Origin of the sequence: Arthrobacter oryzae (assembly GCF_031454875.1) — a bacterium.
GTDB lineage: Bacteria > Actinomycetota > Actinomycetes > Actinomycetales > Micrococcaceae > Arthrobacter > Arthrobacter oryzae_D.
Genome location: NZ_JAVDRQ010000001.1, coordinates 625920 through 645112, shown reverse-complemented (window position 1 = coordinate 645112; position 19193 = coordinate 625920). Strand labels below are relative to the sequence as shown.

The window sequence follows — 19193 nt, the reverse complement described above, 5'->3', positions numbered from 1 at the left end:
TGAACGCCACTAGGGCCTAACGGCCGCCGTCGCCATCTGCCCGCTCAGCTCCAGCCCAGCAGCCGCAGCCCGGCCGCCGCTCCCGCCCCGGCCAGGACCACCACCAGGAAGGGCGCCCGGAGCCATAGGGCGATTCCTGCCGCGGCGAGGGCCCCCATCCGCGCGTCAAATGCAAGGGCCTGACCGGACGCCACCGCATTCACGATGGTGAGCGAGGCCAGCAGGCCGATGGTCATGGTGCCGGCGATCCGGGACATCCGGGGGTTCCGGAGCAGGCTCGCCGGGACCAGGTAGCCCAGGAGCTTCCAGCCGTAGCCAAGGAGGCAGGCGAGCAACAGCCACATCCAAAGGTTCATTTTGCGTCACCCCCCGAACGGGGATAGCTGCGACGGGGATGGCGCGCGTGATGGTGTTCGGCGTACGGATCCACATCGGGCTCCAGGCCTTCGTCGCTGCGGCCGTGGCTGAGCCAGCCGATCGCGGCCGCCACCACCGCGGCGATCAGGATGGGAACGCCGCCGGGCACGAACGGCACGGCCAGGACGGTGGCCAGGGCACACACCACGGCGATGGCCACCGGTTCGCGGCCTTTGAGCCGTGGCCACAGCAGGCCGAGGAAGGCCGCCACCGCGGCGCCGTCGAGCCCCCACTGCTTGGGGTCTCCCAAGGCGCTGCCGGCAAGCGCCCCGACGGCGGTGAACACGTTCCAGAGCACGAAGATGCCGATTCCGGCGGTCCAGAATCCCCGTTTCTGCTCGTCGGGATCCGTCTGCCCGGTGCTGGTGGCGATTGATTCGTCGATGGTGACGTGGGCCGCGGCAAACTTGCGCCACCCGCGCGGCTGCAGCAGTGCGTTAAGCTGCATGCCGTAGATGCCGTTGCGCATGCCCAGAAGCGTGGCCGCGCCCATCGCAGCGACCCCGGACCCGCCGCCGGCCACCACGCCGATGAAAGCGAACTGCGAGCCGCCGCTGAAAAGAAGCAGGCTCAGGGCCATGGTCTGCCAGAAATCAAGCCCGGATGTGACCCCGAGCGCCCCGAACGAGATCCCGTACAGCCCGGTGGCGATGCTGATCGAAACGCCTACACGTACGGCCGGGGACTGCAGCAGTTTCATGGCCACAGGCCGGCAACACGTCGGCCGGCAGGCCATGTCAGGGCCGGTTTCCGCAGGCTCCAGGCCCACAGGATCAGCGGGACCTGCAGCGGGAGCCGTGCGGTGTGCACCTTCCGCTGCCCGGGCGTTCCGGCCGGGCCGTAGGCGCGGCGCAGGGCGTCGGCATGGCCGGCAAGGAACACCATGAACATTGCGGTGACGCCGGCCGCGGCGGCTTTGCGGGTGGCCGGGAACAGGAGCCCGAAGGCGGCGCCCGCCTCGAGCAGGCCGCTGAGCGCCACCCATTCATCGCGTGTCATCACGGCGAACGGCCCGTTGGGCCGGTCGCCGGAGTCGTCACGGCACAGGAAATCGGGAACCACCTGGTGGAAGAACGCGGGCTCGCGGAAGTGCTTCATGGCGCTCGTCAGCAGGAGGGCGCTCAGGGCAGCTGCCGAGAGGGTCTGGGTGGCCCGGCCGGACCAGGTGAAAGGCATGGATCCATGCAACCACAGCCCCGGACTCCCCCGGTAACCGCCGGTTCAGCTGACGGGGTGGCTGCTTTCCGAGAACTGGGCCAGAACCTGCGCCGGCCGGTTGGTGGTGATTTCGTGGATCCCCAGTTCCTGGCATAACTGCACATCCTGTTCCGAATCCACGGTCCACACCCTGAACCTGCGGCCGGAGTCCATCCATCGTTGGACAGCCCGGGCGTGCCGGCGAACATAGTCGATGCCGGGTCCGGCCAGCCTGACTTCGCAATCATTCAGGATCCGTTCGCCTTCCACCTGTGCCGCCCGCATAACGTTTGCCACGGCCCCGCCCGTAATGACCCCCAGTCCCAGTTCCTCGCGGACTTCGTCCACGGTGATGTCGTCCACCAACTGGCAGACGAACTCGGCGGGAACGGCCCTGAGCAGGTGCTTCACGGCGTCCGGGCTGAAGCTCATGAAGGACACACTGACGTTGTCCACCTTCGAGGTCCGCGGATCCCAGCCTTCAGCGGCCAGCACCTCAAGCACCCGGTCCTCGAGCTGCAGCAGGTAGGGGCTGGGGTGCTTGAGTTCAATGGCGAGCCCGATGTCCCTGCCCGCTTCACGAAGGATGTCCAACAGGTCCGGCAACGTCAACAGCTGGTCGAACCTCCCGCCGTACTCCAGCGGAATCCGGGCGCCCTTCCACGAGGAAAAGTCCAGCAGCCGCAGCTCATCCAGGGTCCGGTCAGCCACCGGGCCGGTGCCGTCAGAGGTGCGGTCCAGGTTCGCGTCATGGAGCAGGACTACGTGCTGGTCCCGGCTGAGGTGGACGTCGCATTCCACGCCGTCTGCGCCCTCCGCGATGGCCTGAAGGTAAGCGGCCCGGGTGTGCTCGGCGAACGCGGCACTGGAACCGCGGTGGGCGTAGACCAGCGGCCGGACGGAGGCGGACTCGTCGGTAGTCATGGTGACACGTTAGCGGACACCCGCCACTGATGCGGGGCTAGGCTGGGCACATGCAGGTGAACAGTGAACAAACCACCCGTCCCGCGGCAACGCGCCCGCCGCATGGCGGCTCGCGCGCCACCGGAGCCGCCGTCGTCGATCCTGGCCTTGGCGGGGACGCCGAAAAGGCTGCTGCGCTGCGCAAAATGAAACGCCTGGCGCTGGGACTGCTGATCATTATGGCGGTTATTTTCGTCTTCGCCTTCGCCTGGCAGAAACAGTACCCGTGGCTGGAATACGTCCGTGCGGCGGCGGAAGGCGGCATGGTGGGTGCCTTGGCGGACTGGTTCGCCGTAACGGCCCTCTTCAAATACCCAATGGGCATCAAGATCCCGCACACGGCCATCATCCCGCGCCGCAAGGACCAGATCGGCGCGTCGCTGGGCGAGTTCGTGGAGACCAATTTCCTGTCGGAACAGGTGGTAAAGGAAAAGCTGGCGTCCGTGGACATCGCACGGAAAGTGGGCGCCTGGCTGTCCGGTCCCGGCGGCCCCGAGCGCGTAGCCAAGGAAGGTGCCGCCGTGATCCGCGGCGCGTTCAAGGTACTGAACGACGACGACGTCCAGGCGGTGATCGAGAGCATGGTCCGCAAGCACCTCCTCACTCCGCCGTGGGGGCCGCCGGTGGGCAGGCTCGCCGAGCGGATCTTCGCCGACGGGCATCACCACACGCTGGTGGACCTGCTGGTGGACAGGACCGTCGATTGGGTCAGGGACAACCACGAGACAGTCAGCAGGCTGGTTTCGGACCGGTCCCCGCAGTGGGTCCCGCAATTCGTGGACGGGCTGGTGGGAGACAAGGTCTACGTGGAGATCCTCAAGTTCACCAAGGCCGTACAGGCTGATCCGCAGCACCAGGTCCGGCAGTCCATCGACAAGTACCTGACCGACCTGGCCCAGGACCTGCAGCACGATCCGGTGATGATCGCCCGGGCCGAGGGCATCAAGGCACAGGTGTTGGGCGACCCCGAGGTCCGCGAACTGGCATCCCGCACCTGGGGAACCATCAAGGCGGCGCTGCTCGGCGCCGTCGACGATCCGCACAGCGAGCTGACCGTCAAGTTCAAGGCGGCCGTGCATGACTTCGGGACCCGGCTGGTTGTGGACGCCGAGCTGGCGGGCAAGGTCAATGCGTGGATCGGTGACGCTGCCGGCTACCTCGTGAAGACGTACCGCTCGGACATCGCCGGCGTCATCACGGACACCGTGGCCCGCTGGGATGCCGAGGAGACGTCACAGAAAATTGAGCTGCAGGTGGGCAAGGACCTGCAGTTCATCCGGATCAACGGCACGGTGGTGGGCGCCCTGGCCGGCCTGGCCATTTTTGCCGTGGCGCATCTGGTCTTCGGCTGACCCCCGAGCGCGAACGGGCACTTGAGCACCCTCACCCCCAGCGCGAACGGACACTTGAGCACCTTCAAAGAGGGCCTCAAGTGTCCGTTCGCGCTTAAGGGCTAGGCGAAGGATTCCAGTTCCACGCCTGCTGCGTCCAGCGCCTTGCGGACGGCCGTTGCCGTCTCCACGGCGTCGGGGGTGCCGCCGTTGAGACACAGCGAATGCGGCTGGAGCCTGATCACGGTGCCGTTCACCGCTTCTACTTCACCGTGGATGGCGAGCCGGACAGCGCGTTCGGCAACCTCCCTGGCGTCCCGCAGCAGCGCACCGTCCTCGGAGCGGGGTACCAGTGTTCCGTCCGGCAGGTACGCGCGGTCCGCGAACGCCTCGTGGAACACGGGGTGGCCGGCCTCCGCGGCGAGGGCCAGCAGCGCGGACCCCTCCTGGCCCAGGATGGGCAATCCCGGATCGTAGGCCTGGACGGCGGCGATCACGGCGGAGGCCTGTTCGGCGTCGTGCACCGTGCGGTCGTACAACGCGCCGTGCGCCTTGACGAAGTCCACGGATGCTCCGACGGCATGCGCCACGCCGTCGAGCGCGCCGAGCTGGTACAGCACGGCCCCGAAGAGGTCGTCGAAGGTCATGTCGATGTACCGCAGGCCAAAGCCCGGGAGGTCCGGGTACCCCACGTGGGCACCCACCCGGACGTCCAGTTCGAAGGCCGCCCGGCAGGTGTCCAGCATTGTGACGGGGTCCCCGGCGTGCAGGCCGCAGGCCACGCTCGCGCTGGTGATGAGCGGGAACATGGCGGCATCGTCCCCCATGGTCCAGGAGCCGAAGGACTCCCCCAGGTCAGCGTTCAGATCCAAGGAATCCGCCTTTCATGGTTGAGTCTCCACCGGGGGTGGTGTTGCCGGAGGCATTGGTGCCGGAGGTGCCGGTGCCGAGGGTGTTGTCGGCGGTTTTGGGGCCGGGGGTCAGTTCGCCTGGAATGGTGTCCGGCATGGGGCCAAAGGCCTCCTTGGCGCTGGCCACGACGGCACGCCCCATCACGCGGTTGCCCACGCCGCCCACAACTGCTCCGACGCCGAACGGCAGCGCGCGGCCCAGGAGTGCGGTTCCCTGCCGCTGCAGCAGGTTGCGGAGGAACGCCCGCTGGATGCGGTCCCGCACCGACCCGAATCCCGGGAATGACGTCTTGCGGGCGAACGCGGAACCCCAGGCGTCTGCGGGGCCCTTGCTCCTGCCCGCCGCCTGTCCGCTGAGGCTTCCGAGCAGGGCAGTTCCTTCCTCGCCCAGCATGATGGCCATGACCAGCGTGCTCGCCTTTTCGGGATCAACCATGCGGATGCCGTGCAGCTCGGCCAGGGACGTGGCGTAGAGCGCAGTGGCTTCGAGGAAGCCGACGGTGGCTGCCGCGGAAAGGCCCAGCGCGGCCACCGTGCCAACGCCCGGGATGACGGCCGTGCCGCCCACGAGTGCGCCGCCGCCGGTGACGGCCAGCAGGTAGTCGCGCTCCAGCTTTTCCGCCAACTGCGCTGCCGTTGCCCGCGGGTGCCTTCGCTGGAGCCGCCGGATGTTGGCGAGAACCAGCGGGCGCTGGACTTCGACGGCGCGCAGCAGCATGCTGTGCAGTCCTGGCTTTGGCTTGCCTTGGGAGTCGAACACCGCCTTGTGGGCGGTTTTTTGGGCAATCTTCATTGCCGGGTTCTTCCTCATGGCCATCGTCACCTTTCTTGGAACGGGAACAAGCCGCCGGTGTAATCATGGCTGGCAATCATGGTCAGCAACCATGGTTACAGCCGGACAGGGACAGCTCGCGGCTGCCTCTCACCCTTAACACTAGGCCACGCCGCCTTGGCGGCCCGGCAGGGCCAGTTGGCGGATCTCCGGCCGGGCTTGTACCGCTACATCACCCAGGATTCGGCTAGGGCAATATACGCGGACGACGACGGGCCCCGGGGCCCGGGGTACACCGTCGGCGAACCGGGCCATTCGACGCCGAACTCCGACAGGCGGCCGCCGCTGCAGGGAAGGTACACGTTGTTCAGGGCGGCGCTGCCGTCGCCGAGTTGGAAATCCGGCGCCGAGAACTGGCGGCGGTCCAGGACGCCGCTGATCTCCAGCTCCGCCTTGCGCCCCACGGCACGGAAGCCTCGCTCGATGTCCAGTTCGACGTCGAACTCGTCCTGGGTGTGGGTGATTTCGGTCAGGGGAAACCGTGCGGCCTCCGGAAAGTAACGGGTCAGTTCATTGGCCAGGGTCTCGGCGAAGTAGCCGTTGGTGCCGTAGCTTCGCCAGCCCTGCCGGGTGGCGACCAGCAGGGCGTTTCCGGTGCCCCACTTGGACCACTCGGCCATCCAGAAGGAGGCGAAGCAGCTGGCGGGCTCGCCGGGGATGTGGGCGCCGTCGCGGTTTACCGGATGCAGCGCCAGCCCAGGGTTGTTCCCGATGAATGCCATGCTGCGGCGCCAGGTGCCCGCCGGACTGTTCCCCATAAAGCAGAGCCTAGCCCGGCGGCGGCCAACCTCCGCGGCGGCGCGGCCGGGGCGAAGCGGGCCTAGACTGGCCCTATGCCCGCCCCCAGAGCCCTCCGGCCCTTCGTGCACCGTGAGTACCGCGTGCTGATCGCGGCACTGGCCGTTTCCATTTTCGGCTCCGGCATGTGGGCCGTTGCCATGGTCTACCAGGTGATCCATTTGGGCGGCGGCCCGTTGGAGCTGTCCCTGGTGGCCACCGCCGGCAGCGTGGGACTGGTGGCGTTCGTCCTGGCAGGCGGGATCGCCGCCGACCGCGTGCCCCAGCGGCTGCTGATCATCGCGGTGGAAGGCACAAACCTCGCCGTGATCGCCGCCGTCAGCGGGCTGGCAATGGCCGGCGTGCTGCAGCTATGGCACCTGGTGGTTGGCGCTTTTGTCCTCGGCGTTGGCGCGGCGTTCTTCTTCCCGGCTTATTCGGCCATCCTGCCCAGGATCCTGCCGCCGGAGGACCTGCTGGCGGCCAACGGCATGGAGGGGACCATGCGGCCCATCCTGCAGCAGGCCGCCGGTCCAGCCGTGGCCGGAGTCCTGGTGGCAGCCCTGTCCCCCTCGCACGCCGTCACGGGGGTTGCAGGGTGCCACCTTCTCGCCTTCATCATCCTCAATTTCCTGGGACGGCACGCCTTGGACGCCCCCGGCGCCGACGGCGGACCCGCAGCGGAACGGGCCAGGACGTCCTTCTTCCACGACCTCCGGGAAGGCGTCAGCTACACCGTGCGGACGCCGTGGCTGCTGTGGACGCTCCTTTGGGCCTGCATCTCGGTGCTGTTCCTGATCGGGCCCATCGAGGTGCTGTTGCCGTTCGTTGTCCGCGACCAGCTGGACGGCGATTCCCGCATGTTCGGTTTCCTGCTGGCTGTGATGGGCGTGGGCGGAGCGGGTGCTTCCCTGGCGACGGCGTCGTTCCCGCTGCCACGCCGCTACCTCACCGTGATGATGGTTTCGTGGGGTGCAGGAAGCCTGCCGCTCGCGGCCATCGGGATCATGGACAGCTTCTGGCTGGTTGCGGCAGCCCTGTTCATCTTTGGTGCCACCGGAGGCACCGGAATGGTCATCTGGGGAACCCTCCTGCAGCGCCGTGTCCCCCCGCACCTGCTGGGCCGCGTCTCCAGCCTGGACTTCTTCGTGTCCCTGGCGCTGATGCCCATCTCCATGGCCCTGGCGGGACCCGCGGCGGCTGTGGTGCCCACCTGGGTCATCTTCCTGGTGGCCGGCGGCGTCTGCCCGATCATGGCCGTGGTCGCCATGATCGTTGCCCGAATGCCGTCCGATGAGCTCGCGCATCCGCTGGACAGCAGCTTGAAGACGCCGGCGCCGGAAGACAGCCAGAGGTCCGTGGACAGCCCCTAGCCGGGGCCGTCCACGGATCTGCCCGCCGTCGGCATTGAGCCCGCAAGGGCTGTCCACTCTTAGTGTTGGGCGCGGACCACCGGGATGGACGCCGTCGGAAGGCCGCTCGGGAAAACGGTGGGTTCCGGAACGTCGACGGCGGCCAGCGGCACCCGGGCCACGTCGCTGCCCACGGTGAGCAGCTCGCCGCGGACGTTGACGTCCAGGGGTGCGCCTTCCCGGACGCTGAGTCCGATGAACCCGGGCTCCAGTTCAACGGACAGCAGGCGGCCCTGCACCTTGAGGTGGAAGGACAGGCCCTCCCATTCAGCCGGCAGCCTCGGGTCGAAATACGGAACGTCGCCCTGGTCGCGGAGGCCGGCGAAGCCGCTGACCAGCGAACTCCAAACACCGCCGGTGGAGGCGATGTGCACGCCGTCGATGGTGTTGCCGTGGGTGTCGTCCAGGTCAATGAAGAGCGCGTGCGTGAAGTGGTCCAGCGCGGCGTTTTCATAACCCACCTCGGCGGCCATGATTCCCTGGACGCAGGCGGACAGGGTGGAGTCGCCGGTGGTGATCGGGTCGTAGAAGTCGAAAGCGCGCCGCTTTTCCTCGGCCGTGAAGTCCTGCCACTGCAGGAACATCGCGAGCACGCTGTCGGCCTGCTTCAGCACCTGGTGCCGGTAGATCACCAGCGGGTGGAAGTTCAGCAGCAGCGGGTACTTGGACCGGGGCGTGCTCCAGTCCCACGGCTCCAGGGTCATGAAGTCGTTGTCCTGCGAGTACACCTGGAGGTCTTCGTCGTAGGGCAGCTGCATCCGGTTGGCGGCCTGTTCCCAGAGCTGGCGTTCGGCGTCGTCGATTTCCGGGTGGTCAAGCGCCGCCGCCGCGCGCAGGTTAAAGCGCGCCATGACGTTGGTGTACAGGTTGTCGTTGACCACTGCCGTGTACTCGTCCGGACCCGTGACGCCGTGGATGTGGAACAGGCCGTCCTTGCCGAAGAAACCGAGGGACACCCACATCCGGGCGGTTTCGATCAGCAGCTCCGAACCCATGCCGTGCTTGAAGTCCGCATCCCCGCTGGCCCAGATGTACCTGTTGGTAGCGAAGGCGATCGCGGCAGCGATATGGAATTGCGCGGTGCCGGCGGCGTAATAGGCGCTGGCCTCAAGCCCGTTGATGGTCCGCCACGGGAACAAGGCGCCGTCCACGCTGAGCTCCTTGGCCCGGACTTTGGCGTCCGGCAGCATCTCGTGCCGGAACTCCAGGACCTGGCGCGCGTTGTCCGGGTTGGTGTAGGTCATGTACGGCAGCAGGTACACCTCCTGGTCCCAGAAGTAGTGCCCCTCGTAGCCGGAGCCGCTAACGCCCTTGGCCGGAATGCCGGCAACGTCAGCCCGGGCCGTGGCTTGGGCCAGCTGGAAGAGGTTCCAGCGGATGGCCTGCTGCAGTTCGGGCTGTCCGCCCACCACGATGTCCGAAGTGGCCCAGTAGTCCCGGTAGTGCGCCTCGCTTTCGGCGAAGATCGCGCTCACGGGCTGCAGGGCGTTCTCCGCTGCTTCGGACGGGTCCTGGGCGGTTCCGCCGTCCACGGCTCCCTCCCGGAAAGCCCGCGCCACGGCGTAGCTGGCGCTCTTCTCGAGGCGGAACGGCTGGTCTGCGCTGACGGCCAGCACGTACCGCACGGTGCTGTCGTCCTGGTCCACCTGGGTCTCGAACGGCTGGACCTCCGCCGAGGTCCAGTGGTCCACGGCCAGGCCAACGCGCTGCCGGGACTCCGCAGCTTCCCAGGACAGGCGCAGTGAGCCGTCGCCGCCGTCGAGCCTGACCGGCAGCAGGACGCGGCCGGCGTGCCGTCCGGCGCGGCGCGGATCATGGGTGGAGTGGTCCTCCACCGGCTGGTCCTGGCGGTTGATCACCGAGGACGTGACATCCGCGTAGACGTCCCGGTCCGACGCGACTTCGAGGCTGATCCCCAGGGTTCCGCGGGACTGGTAGCCCACGGCCCGGCGCTCCGTGGTGGTCACGGTGGCGCCGGAACGGCACTGCCAAGTGATCCGGCATTCGTAGATCCCGGTGGCGAAGTCCACGGACCGGCGGTAGTCCAGCACCGTTGATTCACTGAGGCTCAGCGTTTCGCCGTCGATGATCACCGTGAAGTTGTTGACGTCCGGGATGTAGAGGATCCGCTGGCCCGTGCGGGCGAAGCCGAAGGCATTCTCTGCGTGCTTGATGTCCCAGGTTTCGTGGAAGCCGTTGATGAAACTGCCGGGCAGGTCTGCGTCCGCGGCGGCCCAGTGGGCGCCGCGGATGCCGAGATGGCCGTTGCCCAGGCTGAAGAGCGTCTCCAGCGTCCCGGCGTTTCCGGGAAGGTGGACGGTCTCCACGAGCTGCCAGGGATCGTTGGGAAAACGGGCGCGGTCAGAGGTGATGAGTGCCATGGCTGTTGGGGTTCCTTTTGGCGTTGTGCAGGTTCGGGGGGTGGTTGGCCGGGTTAGAGGAGTTCGTTCAGGTCGTCGACCACCAGCGTGGCGCCGGCGTCCAGCAGCGTCTGGCGGCCGGCTCCCCTGTCCACGCCGATCACCGAATGGAAGCTTCCGGCACTTCCGGCCTGGACGCCGGATACAGCGTCCTCAACCACCACGCACTCTTCGCTGGGCAGGTCCAGCAGTTGCGCCGCATACTCGTACGTCGCGGGGCTGGGCTTGCCGGGCAGGCCCGCGGCAGCGGCCACTACGCCGTCCACAACCACCGGGAAGTGCTCGGCCAGTCCCGCTGCCAGCAGAACTGCCGGGGCGTTGCGGGAGGAGGAGACGACGGCGACCTTGAGCCCCAGCGCCTGCGCGGCTGCCAGGAAGCGCACCGAGCCTTCGTAGGGTGCCACGCCGCCGGATTCGACGATGTCGTTGAAGACCTTGTTCTTGCGGTTGCCCAGCCCATGGACTGTGTCGTTCGCGGGGTCGTCATCCGCGGGGCCCTCGGGCAGCACGATGCTGCGAGAGGCAAGGAAGTCCCGGACGCCGTCGAACCGCGGCTTGCCGTCGATGTGGTCGAAGTAGTCGCTTTCGCGGTAGCCGTCCGCCCCGGGAACATCCTGCAGGTAGCCGTCGAAGAGCTCCTGCCAGGCGCGCTCGTGCACAATCGCCGTGGGCGTGAGCACGCCGTCGAGGTCGAAAAGGATGGCGGAAGCGCCGGTCCAGCCGCGGCTGCTGCTGGCGGCGCTGTCGGCGGGGGTGCCGTTGCTGTTGGCGGTGCTGTTGGAAAGCTCAGTCATGCGGTACTCGATGTCCTTTCAGACGGCGTGCAGGGGACGTGCATGGATACTGCGGGGTTTGGTGCAGGGTTTGGTGCGGGGCGAACGGCCCGGCATCGGCCCGAGCGTGCAGTCGGGCATCGGCGCCCGGGACCAGCATCTGCTTTGCGCTTGCGCTCAGCGTTTCGCTTCGCGTCGTCGGTTAGCGTTTTCGTCGCGTGGTCTTGCGTTCAATCAGCTTGGTATCCAGCACGTGGCTGGCGGGGGCGGACAGCGGCCCGGAACGTTGAAGTCCCTCAATCAGGAGGTTGGCTGCAAAGGCGCCCTGATCGGCTACCGGCTGGGCCATTGTGCTCAGGCCCAGGAACCAGCTCATCTGATGATCGTCTATTCCTATGATGGACACGTTTTTTGGCGCTGACAAACCGAGGTCGCGCAAAGCCATCAGCGCGCCGAAGGCGGTTTCGTCGCAGCCGGCGAAGATCGCGGAGGGAATTCGGCGGTTTTCGATGAGCTCGGTCATGGCCCGGCGGCCGCCTTCGATGCTCGAGCCGGCGTCCATCACCAGGTCCGGGTCCACGGTCAGGTGGTGCTCGGCAAGTGCCCGCCGGAACCCGGACAGGCGTTCCGTGGCCGTGACCACTGAGCGTGCCCCCGGTTCGCGCCCGGACAGGATGGCCAGGTCCCAGTGGCCGAGCCCCAACAGGTGGTTGGTGGCTTTCCAGGCGGCGTCCTCGTTGTCGATGCCAACGTTGTCCCAAGGGACGTTGTGCATGCCGACGCTGGCAACGGCGAGTCCGGACGAGGCCAGGGCGTCGATTTCGTCGTCGCTGAGGGCGATATTGAGCAGCAGCACTCCGTCCACCCGCTGGGATAGGGCATCCAGGTCACCGAAGACCTTGCGGTGGACGCTGGGGGTGTTCCGCAGGCTGATCAGCACGGTGTCGAAACCGCTGTCCGCGAAGACCTCCTCGGCGGCCTCCACAGCCTGGGTGAAAAACCATGACGTGGCTGTGGGCGCGATGATGGCCACGGATCCGGTGGTTCCGCCGGCAAGCCGCGATGCAGCTGAGGATGCTTTGTAGCCGAGCTTCGTGGCGGCATCCGCCACTTTCAGCTGGGCCGTTTCAGAGACATTGGGGAGCCCGCGAAGCGCACGGGAAACGGTACAGATGGACAGTCCTGACAATGCGGCAACGTCCTGAATGGTCACGCGCGGCGCTTTAGCCATGCAACACGGGCTCAGCCCTTTCTTCTTCTGAAGTCCTGGGCCCGGGAACATGGCCGAAGAAGAGTGTAAGCGCTTACAAATTTAGCGCGCAACTGGTTTTTCTCTGCAGTGCGGATTCTTACGGAATTACTGCACGGGTGGCGCAGTTCGGGCTCAGTGCAGGACGCTCAGTTCAGCAGGCTCAGCGCAGCACGTAATGGCGCAGGAACGCGCCCACATCCACCATTTCGGCCTTGGAAATGGTGTGGCCCATTCCCGGGTAGGTCCGGGCCGTCAGTTGCGTGTTCCGCTCCAGCCATTCCTGGGTGTGCTCAACGGCGTCGTCATTGATGACAAGGTCGGCTTTGTCCCGGCCCCAGAAGAACGGCGGCTTGGTGTCGAACGATTCGCTCATGGCCAGCAGTTCGTTGTCCAGGACGAACCCGGAAAGGCCCACAACGGCCCTGAACTCATGCGGCCGCAGCCGCAGCAGCGTGCTGGCCATGGCCATGCCCTGGGAGAAGCCCAGCAGGCTGACGCTGCTGTGCCGCGCCTTGACCGAGTTAACCCAGTCGAACACCTTGTTGCTGACCGTGATGACGTCGGCGAAGTCGTGGGTCAGGAAGTAGTCCAGCAGGAACCAGCCGTAGTCGTCGCCGATCACCTTGGGCGCCCGCAGTGCCGCGCAAGTGAATTCAGGCGGCACCTGGCCGAACAAATCCGACATGCGGACCTCGTCCGTGCCGTAGCCGTGCATCATCACCAGTAGCGGCGTTCCGGCGCGCTGATTCTCCGGCTTTGACCATACGACTGTCTCCATCGCAACAGCCTAACTTTCCGCGACGCAACTCACGCGACGGGCCCCCGGCCGGCATGGTCAGTGCGGGCTCAGCCCGCCGTGATCACCAGCGAGGCGCTGTGTCCGCCGAACCCGAATGCGTTGGAAATGCCGGCCTTCGCCGCCAGTCCCCCGGTTGTCTCCGAAACGATGTTGAGATGGATGTCCGGGGCCGGGTTTTCAAGGTTGAGGGTCCCGGGGATCGAACCTGTGCGCAGCGCCTGGATGGTGACGATGGCGCCCAGTGCTCCCGCGCCGCCCAGCAGGTGTCCGGTGAGGGACTTGGTGGACGTCACAGGAACGGAATGCCCGACGACGGCGCCGATAGCCTCCGCTTCGAGCCGGTCCCCCACCGGGGTGGATGTGGCGTGCGCGTGGACAAAGCCGATGTCATCTCCGGTGAGGCCGGCTGCGGCAATTGCCTTTTCCAGGACGCGGCGCTGCATGGCGGGGTCCGCCGCCACGATGTCCACGGCGTCGGACGTTACCGCGCTCCCGGCAATAACCCCGAGGATTTCGGCCCCGCGGGAATGTGCATGGTCTTCGCGTTCCAGCACCACGATTCCGGCTCCCTCGGCCATGACAAAGCCGTCGCGGTCCCGGTCGAACGGGCGGGATGCGGCCTGCGGGCTCTCGTTGCGGGTGGAGAGGGCCCTGATCTGCGCAAACCCGCTGATGGTCAGGCCGTTGATGCAGGAGTCCACCCCGCCCGCGATCACCACATCGGCGGCACCGCTGCGGATCATGTCTGCCGCCTGGGAAATGGCTTCAGCCCCGGAGGCGCAGGCGCTGACCGGGGTCCGTGCGCCGCCGCGCGCGCCAACATCAATGGAGACCCAGGCCGAGGGGCCGTTGGTCATGATCCGTGTGAGGGTGTGTGGGGAAACCCGGCGGGGTCCCTTCCCGTCCAGGGTCCTGGTCTGCTCCAGCGTGGTATCGAGCCCTCCGTAGCCGGAACCGATCACCACGGCGAGCCGCTCCGGGTCAGTTTCCGGCCGGCCGGCATGTGCCCACGCTTCCCGGGCGGCAATGAGGGCAAGGTGGCCGCAACGGTCCATCCTCTTGTACTCCAGTGTGGACAGCAGCGACGGCACATCGGCGGTGACGCGTCCCGCCATCCGGACCGGCAGCCCGCCGGCCCAGTCGTCTTCGAGGGCAGAAATTCCGGAGCGACCCGCCAGCAGTGCCGCCCAGGTGTCGCCGGCAGTCGGGCCGACGGGTGTCACTGCTCCCAGGCCGGTGACAACAACCGTGGGGAATACTTCAGACATGGGTAACACCGCTCCTGGGATCCATTGACACTGCGCGCTGATTGCCGCGGACGCATCCCCGGCCGGCCGGGAATGCGTGCGCATTCCAGAGTACGCGGGGCAACCCGGTAGCCGCCGGGTGTGACGTCCGGAGCCGCAATGCGGGCACCGCCCGACGGCGGTCCATTAACAGCAGTTCGAAACCGCCGCCGTGACGGATGGGCAAACAGGTGTGCAATCAGGTGGGCATTTCCTGTTGGAATAACGACTGGGATACGACCCCGCCGCGCCCTGTCCGCTTCATTGAAACAGCGGGGGGCGGGCTGTAGCCTGTCGCTAGACAGCATGCTGATCAAGTTTGTGCCGCACGTCATTGCCCGCAAGTCCCCCGGACAGCTAGGAGCAAGTCATGAGAATCGGTTCCTCCATTTTCCTTATCGCCATCGGCGCCATCCTGGCGTGGGCCATCACCCCCGGCCTGATCCCCTATGTGGACCAGACCCTGATCGGTTACATCCTGATGGCCGTCGGCGTCATAGGCCTGATCGCCTCACTGGTCCTGGCCTCGCCCGGGCGCAGCCGCCGGGTGAGCGAAACCCGGTCGGTGGTGGACCCGAACACGGGAGAACGCATCGTCCGAAACGAGAGCCGGGACGGCGGCATCTAGCCGTGAGCCTCCGGCCGCCGCTCCCTACGGACACCGGCGAACCGCAACTGAACACCCGGAAGCCGGGCCAGACCATCACGGTCGGGCCCGGCTTCCGCCGTCCCACCCTAAACCCAGACAAAAACCCCACGCCCGCATCTGCGTTCATGTTGTTTTCATTGACAAACCAACACGAACAAAGATAAAGTCAAACAATTCAACATCATGTGATAACAGTCACGGAAGCTGGCGCCCAGCCAGCTTCAGAAATACCAGCAGTCTTTTACGCAACGGAGGGTAAGTGTTCGCCGAGGAGCGCCAACAGCTGATCGCTGGCCTAGTGGCCGAAAGCGGCCGCGCCAGCGTCACTGCCCTTGCGGAGCGCTTCAGCATCACTACGGAAACCGTCCGGCGCGACCTCGCTGCACTGGAGTCAGCCGGCACTGTGCGCCGGGTCCATGGCGGCGCGGTCGCCCCGGACCGGATCAGCACCACCGAGGAAAGCATCCTGGAACGGACCGTGCAGCGGCAGCCGGAAAAACTGCGCATTGCCGAGGCCGCCCTGGCTTTCATCCCGCAAAGCCCTGCCGGCAGCATCCTGGTGGATGCCGGTTCAACCACCGAAGCCCTGGCGGACCTGATCGCACTGCGCCTCTCCGACCCCTCCGCGGCCCCCGACTCCGGCTCGGAAAACGAACTCGTCGTCATTACGCACGCGATCCCCATCGCCGCGAAACTCGCCGGCGAGCCGGGCATCGCCCTCCATCTCCTGGGCGGCAGGGTCCGCGGACTCACCCAGGCCGCCGTTGGGCAGTCCACCGTGGAGGCGGCTCGCCGGATCCGTCCGGACATCGCCTTCATCGGCGCCAACGGAATCCACTCAGCCTTCGGGCTGAGCACGCCCGATCCTGAAGAAGCCGCCGTCAAGGCTGCCTTCGTCCAATCGGCACGCCGCATTGTGGTGCTGGCCGACTCGTCCAAACTGGATGCCGAAACGCTGGTCCAGTTCGCCTCGTTGAAAGATCTGGACACCTTGATAACAGACAGTGAACCCAGCCCGGAACTCGCAGCGGCGCTTGCTGACGCCGGCGTGGACGTGGTGATCGCGTGATCGTCACCCTCACCGCAAACCCGAGTCTCGACCGCACCGTTGCCCTGCCCTCCCCTTTGCTGCGCGGCGAAGTGCAGCGCGCAACCTCCGTCAGCCAGGAGTCGGGCGGGAAGGGCGTCAACGTCTCCCGCGCACTCGTGGCCTCCGGCCTGGAAACGGTGGCCGTCCTCCCGGGCGGCGACTCGGACCCCGTGCTGGCGGGACTCCGTGACAGCGGCGTCCCCTTCGCCGCCCTCGCCATCCACGAACCGCTGCGAACCAATGTGGCGCTGACAGAGCCGGACGGCGTAACCACCAAGATCAACGAACCCGGCCCGGTATTGAGCGAAGACCAGCAGGAGGCCCTGATCGGGCTGCTGCTGGAACGCTCCCGCGGTGCCAGCTGGGTTGTCCTCGCCGGCTCGCTCCCACCCGGGGTCCCGGCCGACTTCTATGCCACCGTCACCCGGCGGCTCCGCTCCAACAACGACGGCAACGGCGCACACCAGGCAGCTCCGCGCATCGCCGTCGACTCGTCCGGCGCGCCGCTGGCCGCCGCCCTCTCGGGCGACGCAGCAGGCATGCCGGACCTCCTCAAGCCCAACGCCGAAGAACTGGCTGAACTGGCTGCCGCAGCCGGTTTCGCTGCGGCGTCCACCGCTGACGAACTGGAAGCGGATCCGGAGGCTGCCGCGGCAGCCGCCGCCGCCGTCGTGCGTTCCGGTGTAGGTGCCGTGCTGGCAACGCTCGGTTCCAAGGGTGCGGTACTTGTGACGTCCGACGGCGCGTGGCTGGCCACGCATCCGCCGGTCAAGGCGGTCAGCACAGTCGGCGCGGGAGATTCGTCCCTCGCCGGCTACCTGCTCGCCTCCAGCCAGGGCGCCGCCCCGGCCGACTGCCTCCGTCAGGCCGTGGCACACGGTGCCGCCGCCGCTTCCCTGCCGGGCTCCACAGTTCCGGCGGTCCACCAAACCACCCCCGATGCCGTAACCATCACGGCCCTCCGGAAGGACTGACAGTGACTCAGCTCATTACTACTGATCTGGTCGAGCTAGACCAGAACCTGGGCAACTCGCCCGAGGACGTGATCCGCCATCTGGCCGGCAGGGTTGCCGCCACCGGCCGCGCCACCGAAGTGGAAGGCCTCTTCACGGACGCCTTTGCCCGCGAGCAGAAGACGGCCACCGGCGTTCCCGGCGGCATCGCCATTCCGCACTGCCGCTCCACAGCGGTAACGGTACCCACCCTGGCCATGGCCCGCCTCTCGCAGTCCGTGGACTTCGGCGCCAAGGACGGCCCGGCGGACCTGATCTTCTTTATCGCGGCACCCGAAGGCGCGGACCAGGAGCACCTGAAGCTCCTGTCCAAGCTGGCCCGCTCCCTGATCAAAAAGGACTTCACGGCCGCCCTCCGGGCAGCCACGTCCGAAGCCGAAATCGTTGAGCTCGTGGACGGCGCCCTCGCCGACAAGCCCGCGGCCGCACCGCAGCCCGCAGGAGCAGCCGCAGCAGCAGCAGCACCGTCCGCCGGTGCCGCCACCGGCGCCCGCTCCGGCGGACCCAAGCGGCTCGTCGCCGTCACGGCGTGCCCCACGGGCATCGCCCACACCTACATGGCCGCCGACTCGCTGGTGGCAGCCGCCAAGGAGGTCGGGGTGGACCTCCAAGTGGAAACCCAGGGTTCCTCCGGCGCCAAGCCGCTGGACCCGGCCGTGATCGCAGCCGCTGATGCCGTGATTTTCGCGGTTGACGTGGACGTCCGCGGCAAGGAGCGCTTTGCCGGCAAGCCGGTCATCAATGCACCGGTCAAACGCGGCATCGACGAGCCGGACAAGATGGTCCAGGAAGCCCTGGCCGCAGCCGACAACCCCCACGCCCGCCGCGTGCCGCACTTCGGCGCCGAAGAGCAGGCCGAGACCGAAGCCACCGAAAAGGGTGAGCACATCGGCCAGAAGCTCAAGAAAGCACTCCTCACGGGCGTCAGCTACATGATCCCGTTCGTGGCCGGCGGCGGCCTGCTGATCGCCCTGGGCTTCCTCATGGGCGGCTACCTGATCACCCAGTACGCGGACGCCATCGTGGTGGACAACAGCATCTTCAACCTGCCCACCGAATACCCTGAGAACGCGTGGGGCCCCTTCGGCGCGTACCTCGGCGCCGTCCTGTTCAAGATCGGCGCACTGTCGCTCGGCTTCCTGGTCCCGGCCCTCGCAGGCTACATCGCCTACGCCATCGCTGACCGGCCGGGCATCGCGCCGGGCTTCGTTGCCGGCGCCGTTGCCGGGTTCATGGGTGCAGGCTTCCTGGGCGGCATCGTCGGCGGTCTCCTCGCCGGCTACATCGCCCACGTCATCGGCAAGATCAGCGTTCCCCGCTGGCTGCGCGGCCTGATGCCCGTGGTGATCATCCCGCTGGTGGCCTCGCTGGTCGCCTCCGGCCTCATGTTCCTGATCCTGGGCGCCCCGATCGTCGCCATCACCGTGGGCCTGAACGGCTGGCTCTCCGGCCTCACCGGCGCCAGCGCCATCGCCCTCGGCATCATCCTTGGCCTCATGATGTGCTTCGACCTCGGCGGTCCGGTCAACAAGGTGGCCTACGCCTTCGCCGTCGCCGGCCTGGGAGCAGCAACGCTGGACAACCAGGCACCCTGGCAGATCATGGCAGCAGTCATGGCCTCCGGCATGGTTCCGCCGCTGGCCATGGCCCTCGCGTCCACGGTCCTCGACAAGAAGCGCTTCAGCCTGGCTGAGCGCGAGAACGGCAAGGCCGCGTGGCTGCTGGGGGCATCCTTCATCTCCGAAGGCGCCATCCCGTTCGCGGCTGCTGATCCGCTCCGCGTCATCCCGGCCAGCATGCTGGGCGGCGCAGTCACCGGCGCCATCTCGATGGCCGCTGGTGTCGGTTCGAAGGCGCCGCACGGCGGCATCTTCGTCTTCTTCGCCATCGACAACTTCCTGATGTTCGTTGTCTCGATCCTCGTCGGTACGGTCATCACTGCCCTGGCAGTCATCGCCCTCAAGCGCTGGGCCGTCCGCAAGTCCGTTGATACCGTGGAGCCGGTTCCAGTTACTGTCTGACCCGGTTCGGTATTTCCCAACCATCTGTCTCGACCTGATATTCAAGGAGC

General features: G+C 67.1%; 18 protein-coding genes. 6 read left to right on the top strand and 12 right to left on the bottom strand.

Annotated features, from left to right (window positions below; all coding sequences use genetic code 11):
* Nucleotides 1–44: 44 nt before the first annotated feature.
* From J2805_RS03005 to J2805_RS02990, 4 genes are read right to left on the bottom strand one after another with little or no spacing between them, the layout of a single operon-like run.
* On the bottom strand, nt 45–356 hold the full coding sequence (locus J2805_RS03005; RefSeq protein WP_309968903.1) for an AzlD domain-containing protein: 312 nt from the start codon (nt 354–356) through the stop codon (nt 45–47).
* Complete coding sequence (locus J2805_RS03000) at nt 353–1117, bottom strand: AzlC family ABC transporter permease (RefSeq protein WP_309968901.1); 765 nt, start codon at nt 1115–1117, stop codon at nt 353–355. Before J2805_RS03000 ends, J2805_RS03005 begins: the two co-directional genes overlap by 4 nt.
* Complete coding sequence (locus J2805_RS02995) at nt 1114–1593, bottom strand: DoxX family protein (protein ID WP_309968898.1); 480 nt, start codon at nt 1591–1593, stop codon at nt 1114–1116. The genes J2805_RS03000 and J2805_RS02995 overlap by 4 nt, the downstream gene beginning before the upstream one ends.
* Nucleotides 1594–1638: 45 nt before the next feature.
* Nucleotides 1639–2538 (bottom strand): glycerophosphodiester phosphodiesterase, encoded by a 900-nt coding sequence (locus J2805_RS02990; protein ID WP_309968895.1) that lies wholly within the window; start codon nt 2536–2538, stop codon nt 1639–1641.
* A gap of 50 nt (nt 2539–2588) precedes the next feature.
* On the opposite strand from J2805_RS02990, the gene J2805_RS02985 reads away from it, so the two are divergent.
* The gene (locus J2805_RS02985; protein ID WP_309968892.1) at nt 2589–3929 is read left to right on the top strand and encodes a DUF445 domain-containing protein; all 1341 of its coding nucleotides are present in this window, start codon (nt 2589–2591) and stop codon (nt 3927–3929) included.
* 101 nt (nt 3930–4030) lie between these two features.
* Here the strand turns inward: J2805_RS02985 and J2805_RS02980 are convergent, their stop codons facing one another.
* The 3 genes from J2805_RS02980 to J2805_RS02970 form a co-directional block, all read right to left on the bottom strand.
* Nucleotides 4031–4780: a LamB/YcsF family protein gene (locus J2805_RS02980; protein WP_309968889.1), complete on the bottom strand. Its 750-nt coding sequence runs from the start codon at nt 4778–4780 to the stop codon at nt 4031–4033.
* Entirely contained in the window at nt 4764–5636 is an 873-nt protein-coding gene (locus J2805_RS02975; RefSeq protein WP_309968886.1) for a hypothetical protein, read from the bottom strand. The genes J2805_RS02980 and J2805_RS02975 overlap by 17 nt, the downstream gene beginning before the upstream one ends.
* A gap of 182 nt (nt 5637–5818) precedes the next feature.
* Nucleotides 5819–6409, bottom strand: a complete 591-nt coding sequence (locus tag J2805_RS02970; RefSeq protein ID WP_309968883.1) for a hypothetical protein — start codon at nt 6407–6409, stop codon at nt 5819–5821.
* A gap of 75 nt (nt 6410–6484) precedes the next feature.
* Here J2805_RS02970 and J2805_RS02965 point away from each other — a divergent pair, with 75 nt between their 5' ends.
* Entirely contained in the window at nt 6485–7801 is a 1317-nt protein-coding gene (locus J2805_RS02965; protein ID WP_309968881.1) for an MFS transporter, read from the top strand.
* A gap of 59 nt (nt 7802–7860) precedes the next feature.
* On the opposite strand, the gene J2805_RS02960 is transcribed toward J2805_RS02965, so the two are convergent.
* The 5 genes from J2805_RS02960 to J2805_RS02940 all read right to left on the bottom strand — a co-directional run bounded on the left by J2805_RS02960 (nt 7861) and on the right by J2805_RS02940 (nt 14352).
* Complete coding sequence (locus tag J2805_RS02960) at nt 7861–10221, bottom strand: glycoside hydrolase family 65 protein (protein ID WP_309968878.1); 2361 nt, start codon at nt 10219–10221, stop codon at nt 7861–7863.
* Nucleotides 10222–10274: 53 nt separating this feature from the next.
* Nucleotides 10275–11054, bottom strand: coding sequence for an HAD family hydrolase (locus J2805_RS02955; protein ID WP_309968876.1), 780 nt, complete (start codon nt 11052–11054; stop codon nt 10275–10277).
* A gap of 181 nt (nt 11055–11235) precedes the next feature.
* On the bottom strand, nt 11236–12246 hold the full coding sequence (locus J2805_RS02950) for a LacI family DNA-binding transcriptional regulator (RefSeq protein ID WP_309968873.1): 1011 nt from the start codon (nt 12244–12246) through the stop codon (nt 11236–11238).
* Between the two features lie 199 nt (nt 12247–12445).
* Nucleotides 12446–13063 carry an alpha/beta hydrolase gene (locus J2805_RS02945; protein ID WP_309968871.1) on the bottom strand — a complete coding sequence of 206 codons (618 nt, stop codon included), beginning with the start codon at nt 13061–13063 and terminating at the stop codon, nt 12446–12448.
* Between the two features lie 68 nt (nt 13064–13131).
* A complete protein-coding gene (locus J2805_RS02940; RefSeq protein WP_309968868.1) occupies nt 13132–14352 on the bottom strand; it encodes a beta-ketoacyl-[acyl-carrier-protein] synthase family protein in 1221 nt (406 codons plus the stop codon).
* Nucleotides 14353–14740: 388 nt separating this feature from the next.
* Between J2805_RS02940 and J2805_RS02935 the strand changes: the two genes are divergently transcribed.
* The 4 genes from J2805_RS02935 (at nt 14741) to J2805_RS02920 (ending at nt 19143) form a co-directional block, all read left to right on the top strand.
* Nucleotides 14741–14998: a DUF6458 family protein gene (locus tag J2805_RS02935; RefSeq protein WP_214956179.1), complete on the top strand. Its 258-nt coding sequence runs from the start codon at nt 14741–14743 to the stop codon at nt 14996–14998.
* Nucleotides 14999–15278: 280 nt separating this feature from the next.
* On the top strand, nt 15279–16088 hold the full coding sequence (locus tag J2805_RS02930; protein ID WP_309968865.1) for a DeoR/GlpR family DNA-binding transcription regulator: 810 nt from the start codon (nt 15279–15281) through the stop codon (nt 16086–16088).
* Nucleotides 16085–17083: a 1-phosphofructokinase family hexose kinase gene (locus tag J2805_RS02925; protein WP_309968862.1), complete on the top strand. Its 999-nt coding sequence runs from the start codon at nt 16085–16087 to the stop codon at nt 17081–17083. Before J2805_RS02930 ends, J2805_RS02925 begins: the two co-directional genes overlap by 4 nt.
* A gap of 2 nt (nt 17084–17085) precedes the next feature.
* Nucleotides 17086–19143 (top strand): PTS fructose transporter subunit IIABC, encoded by a 2058-nt coding sequence (locus J2805_RS02920; RefSeq protein WP_309968858.1) that lies wholly within the window; start codon nt 17086–17088, stop codon nt 19141–19143.
* Nucleotides 19144–19193: the final 50 nt, after the last annotated feature.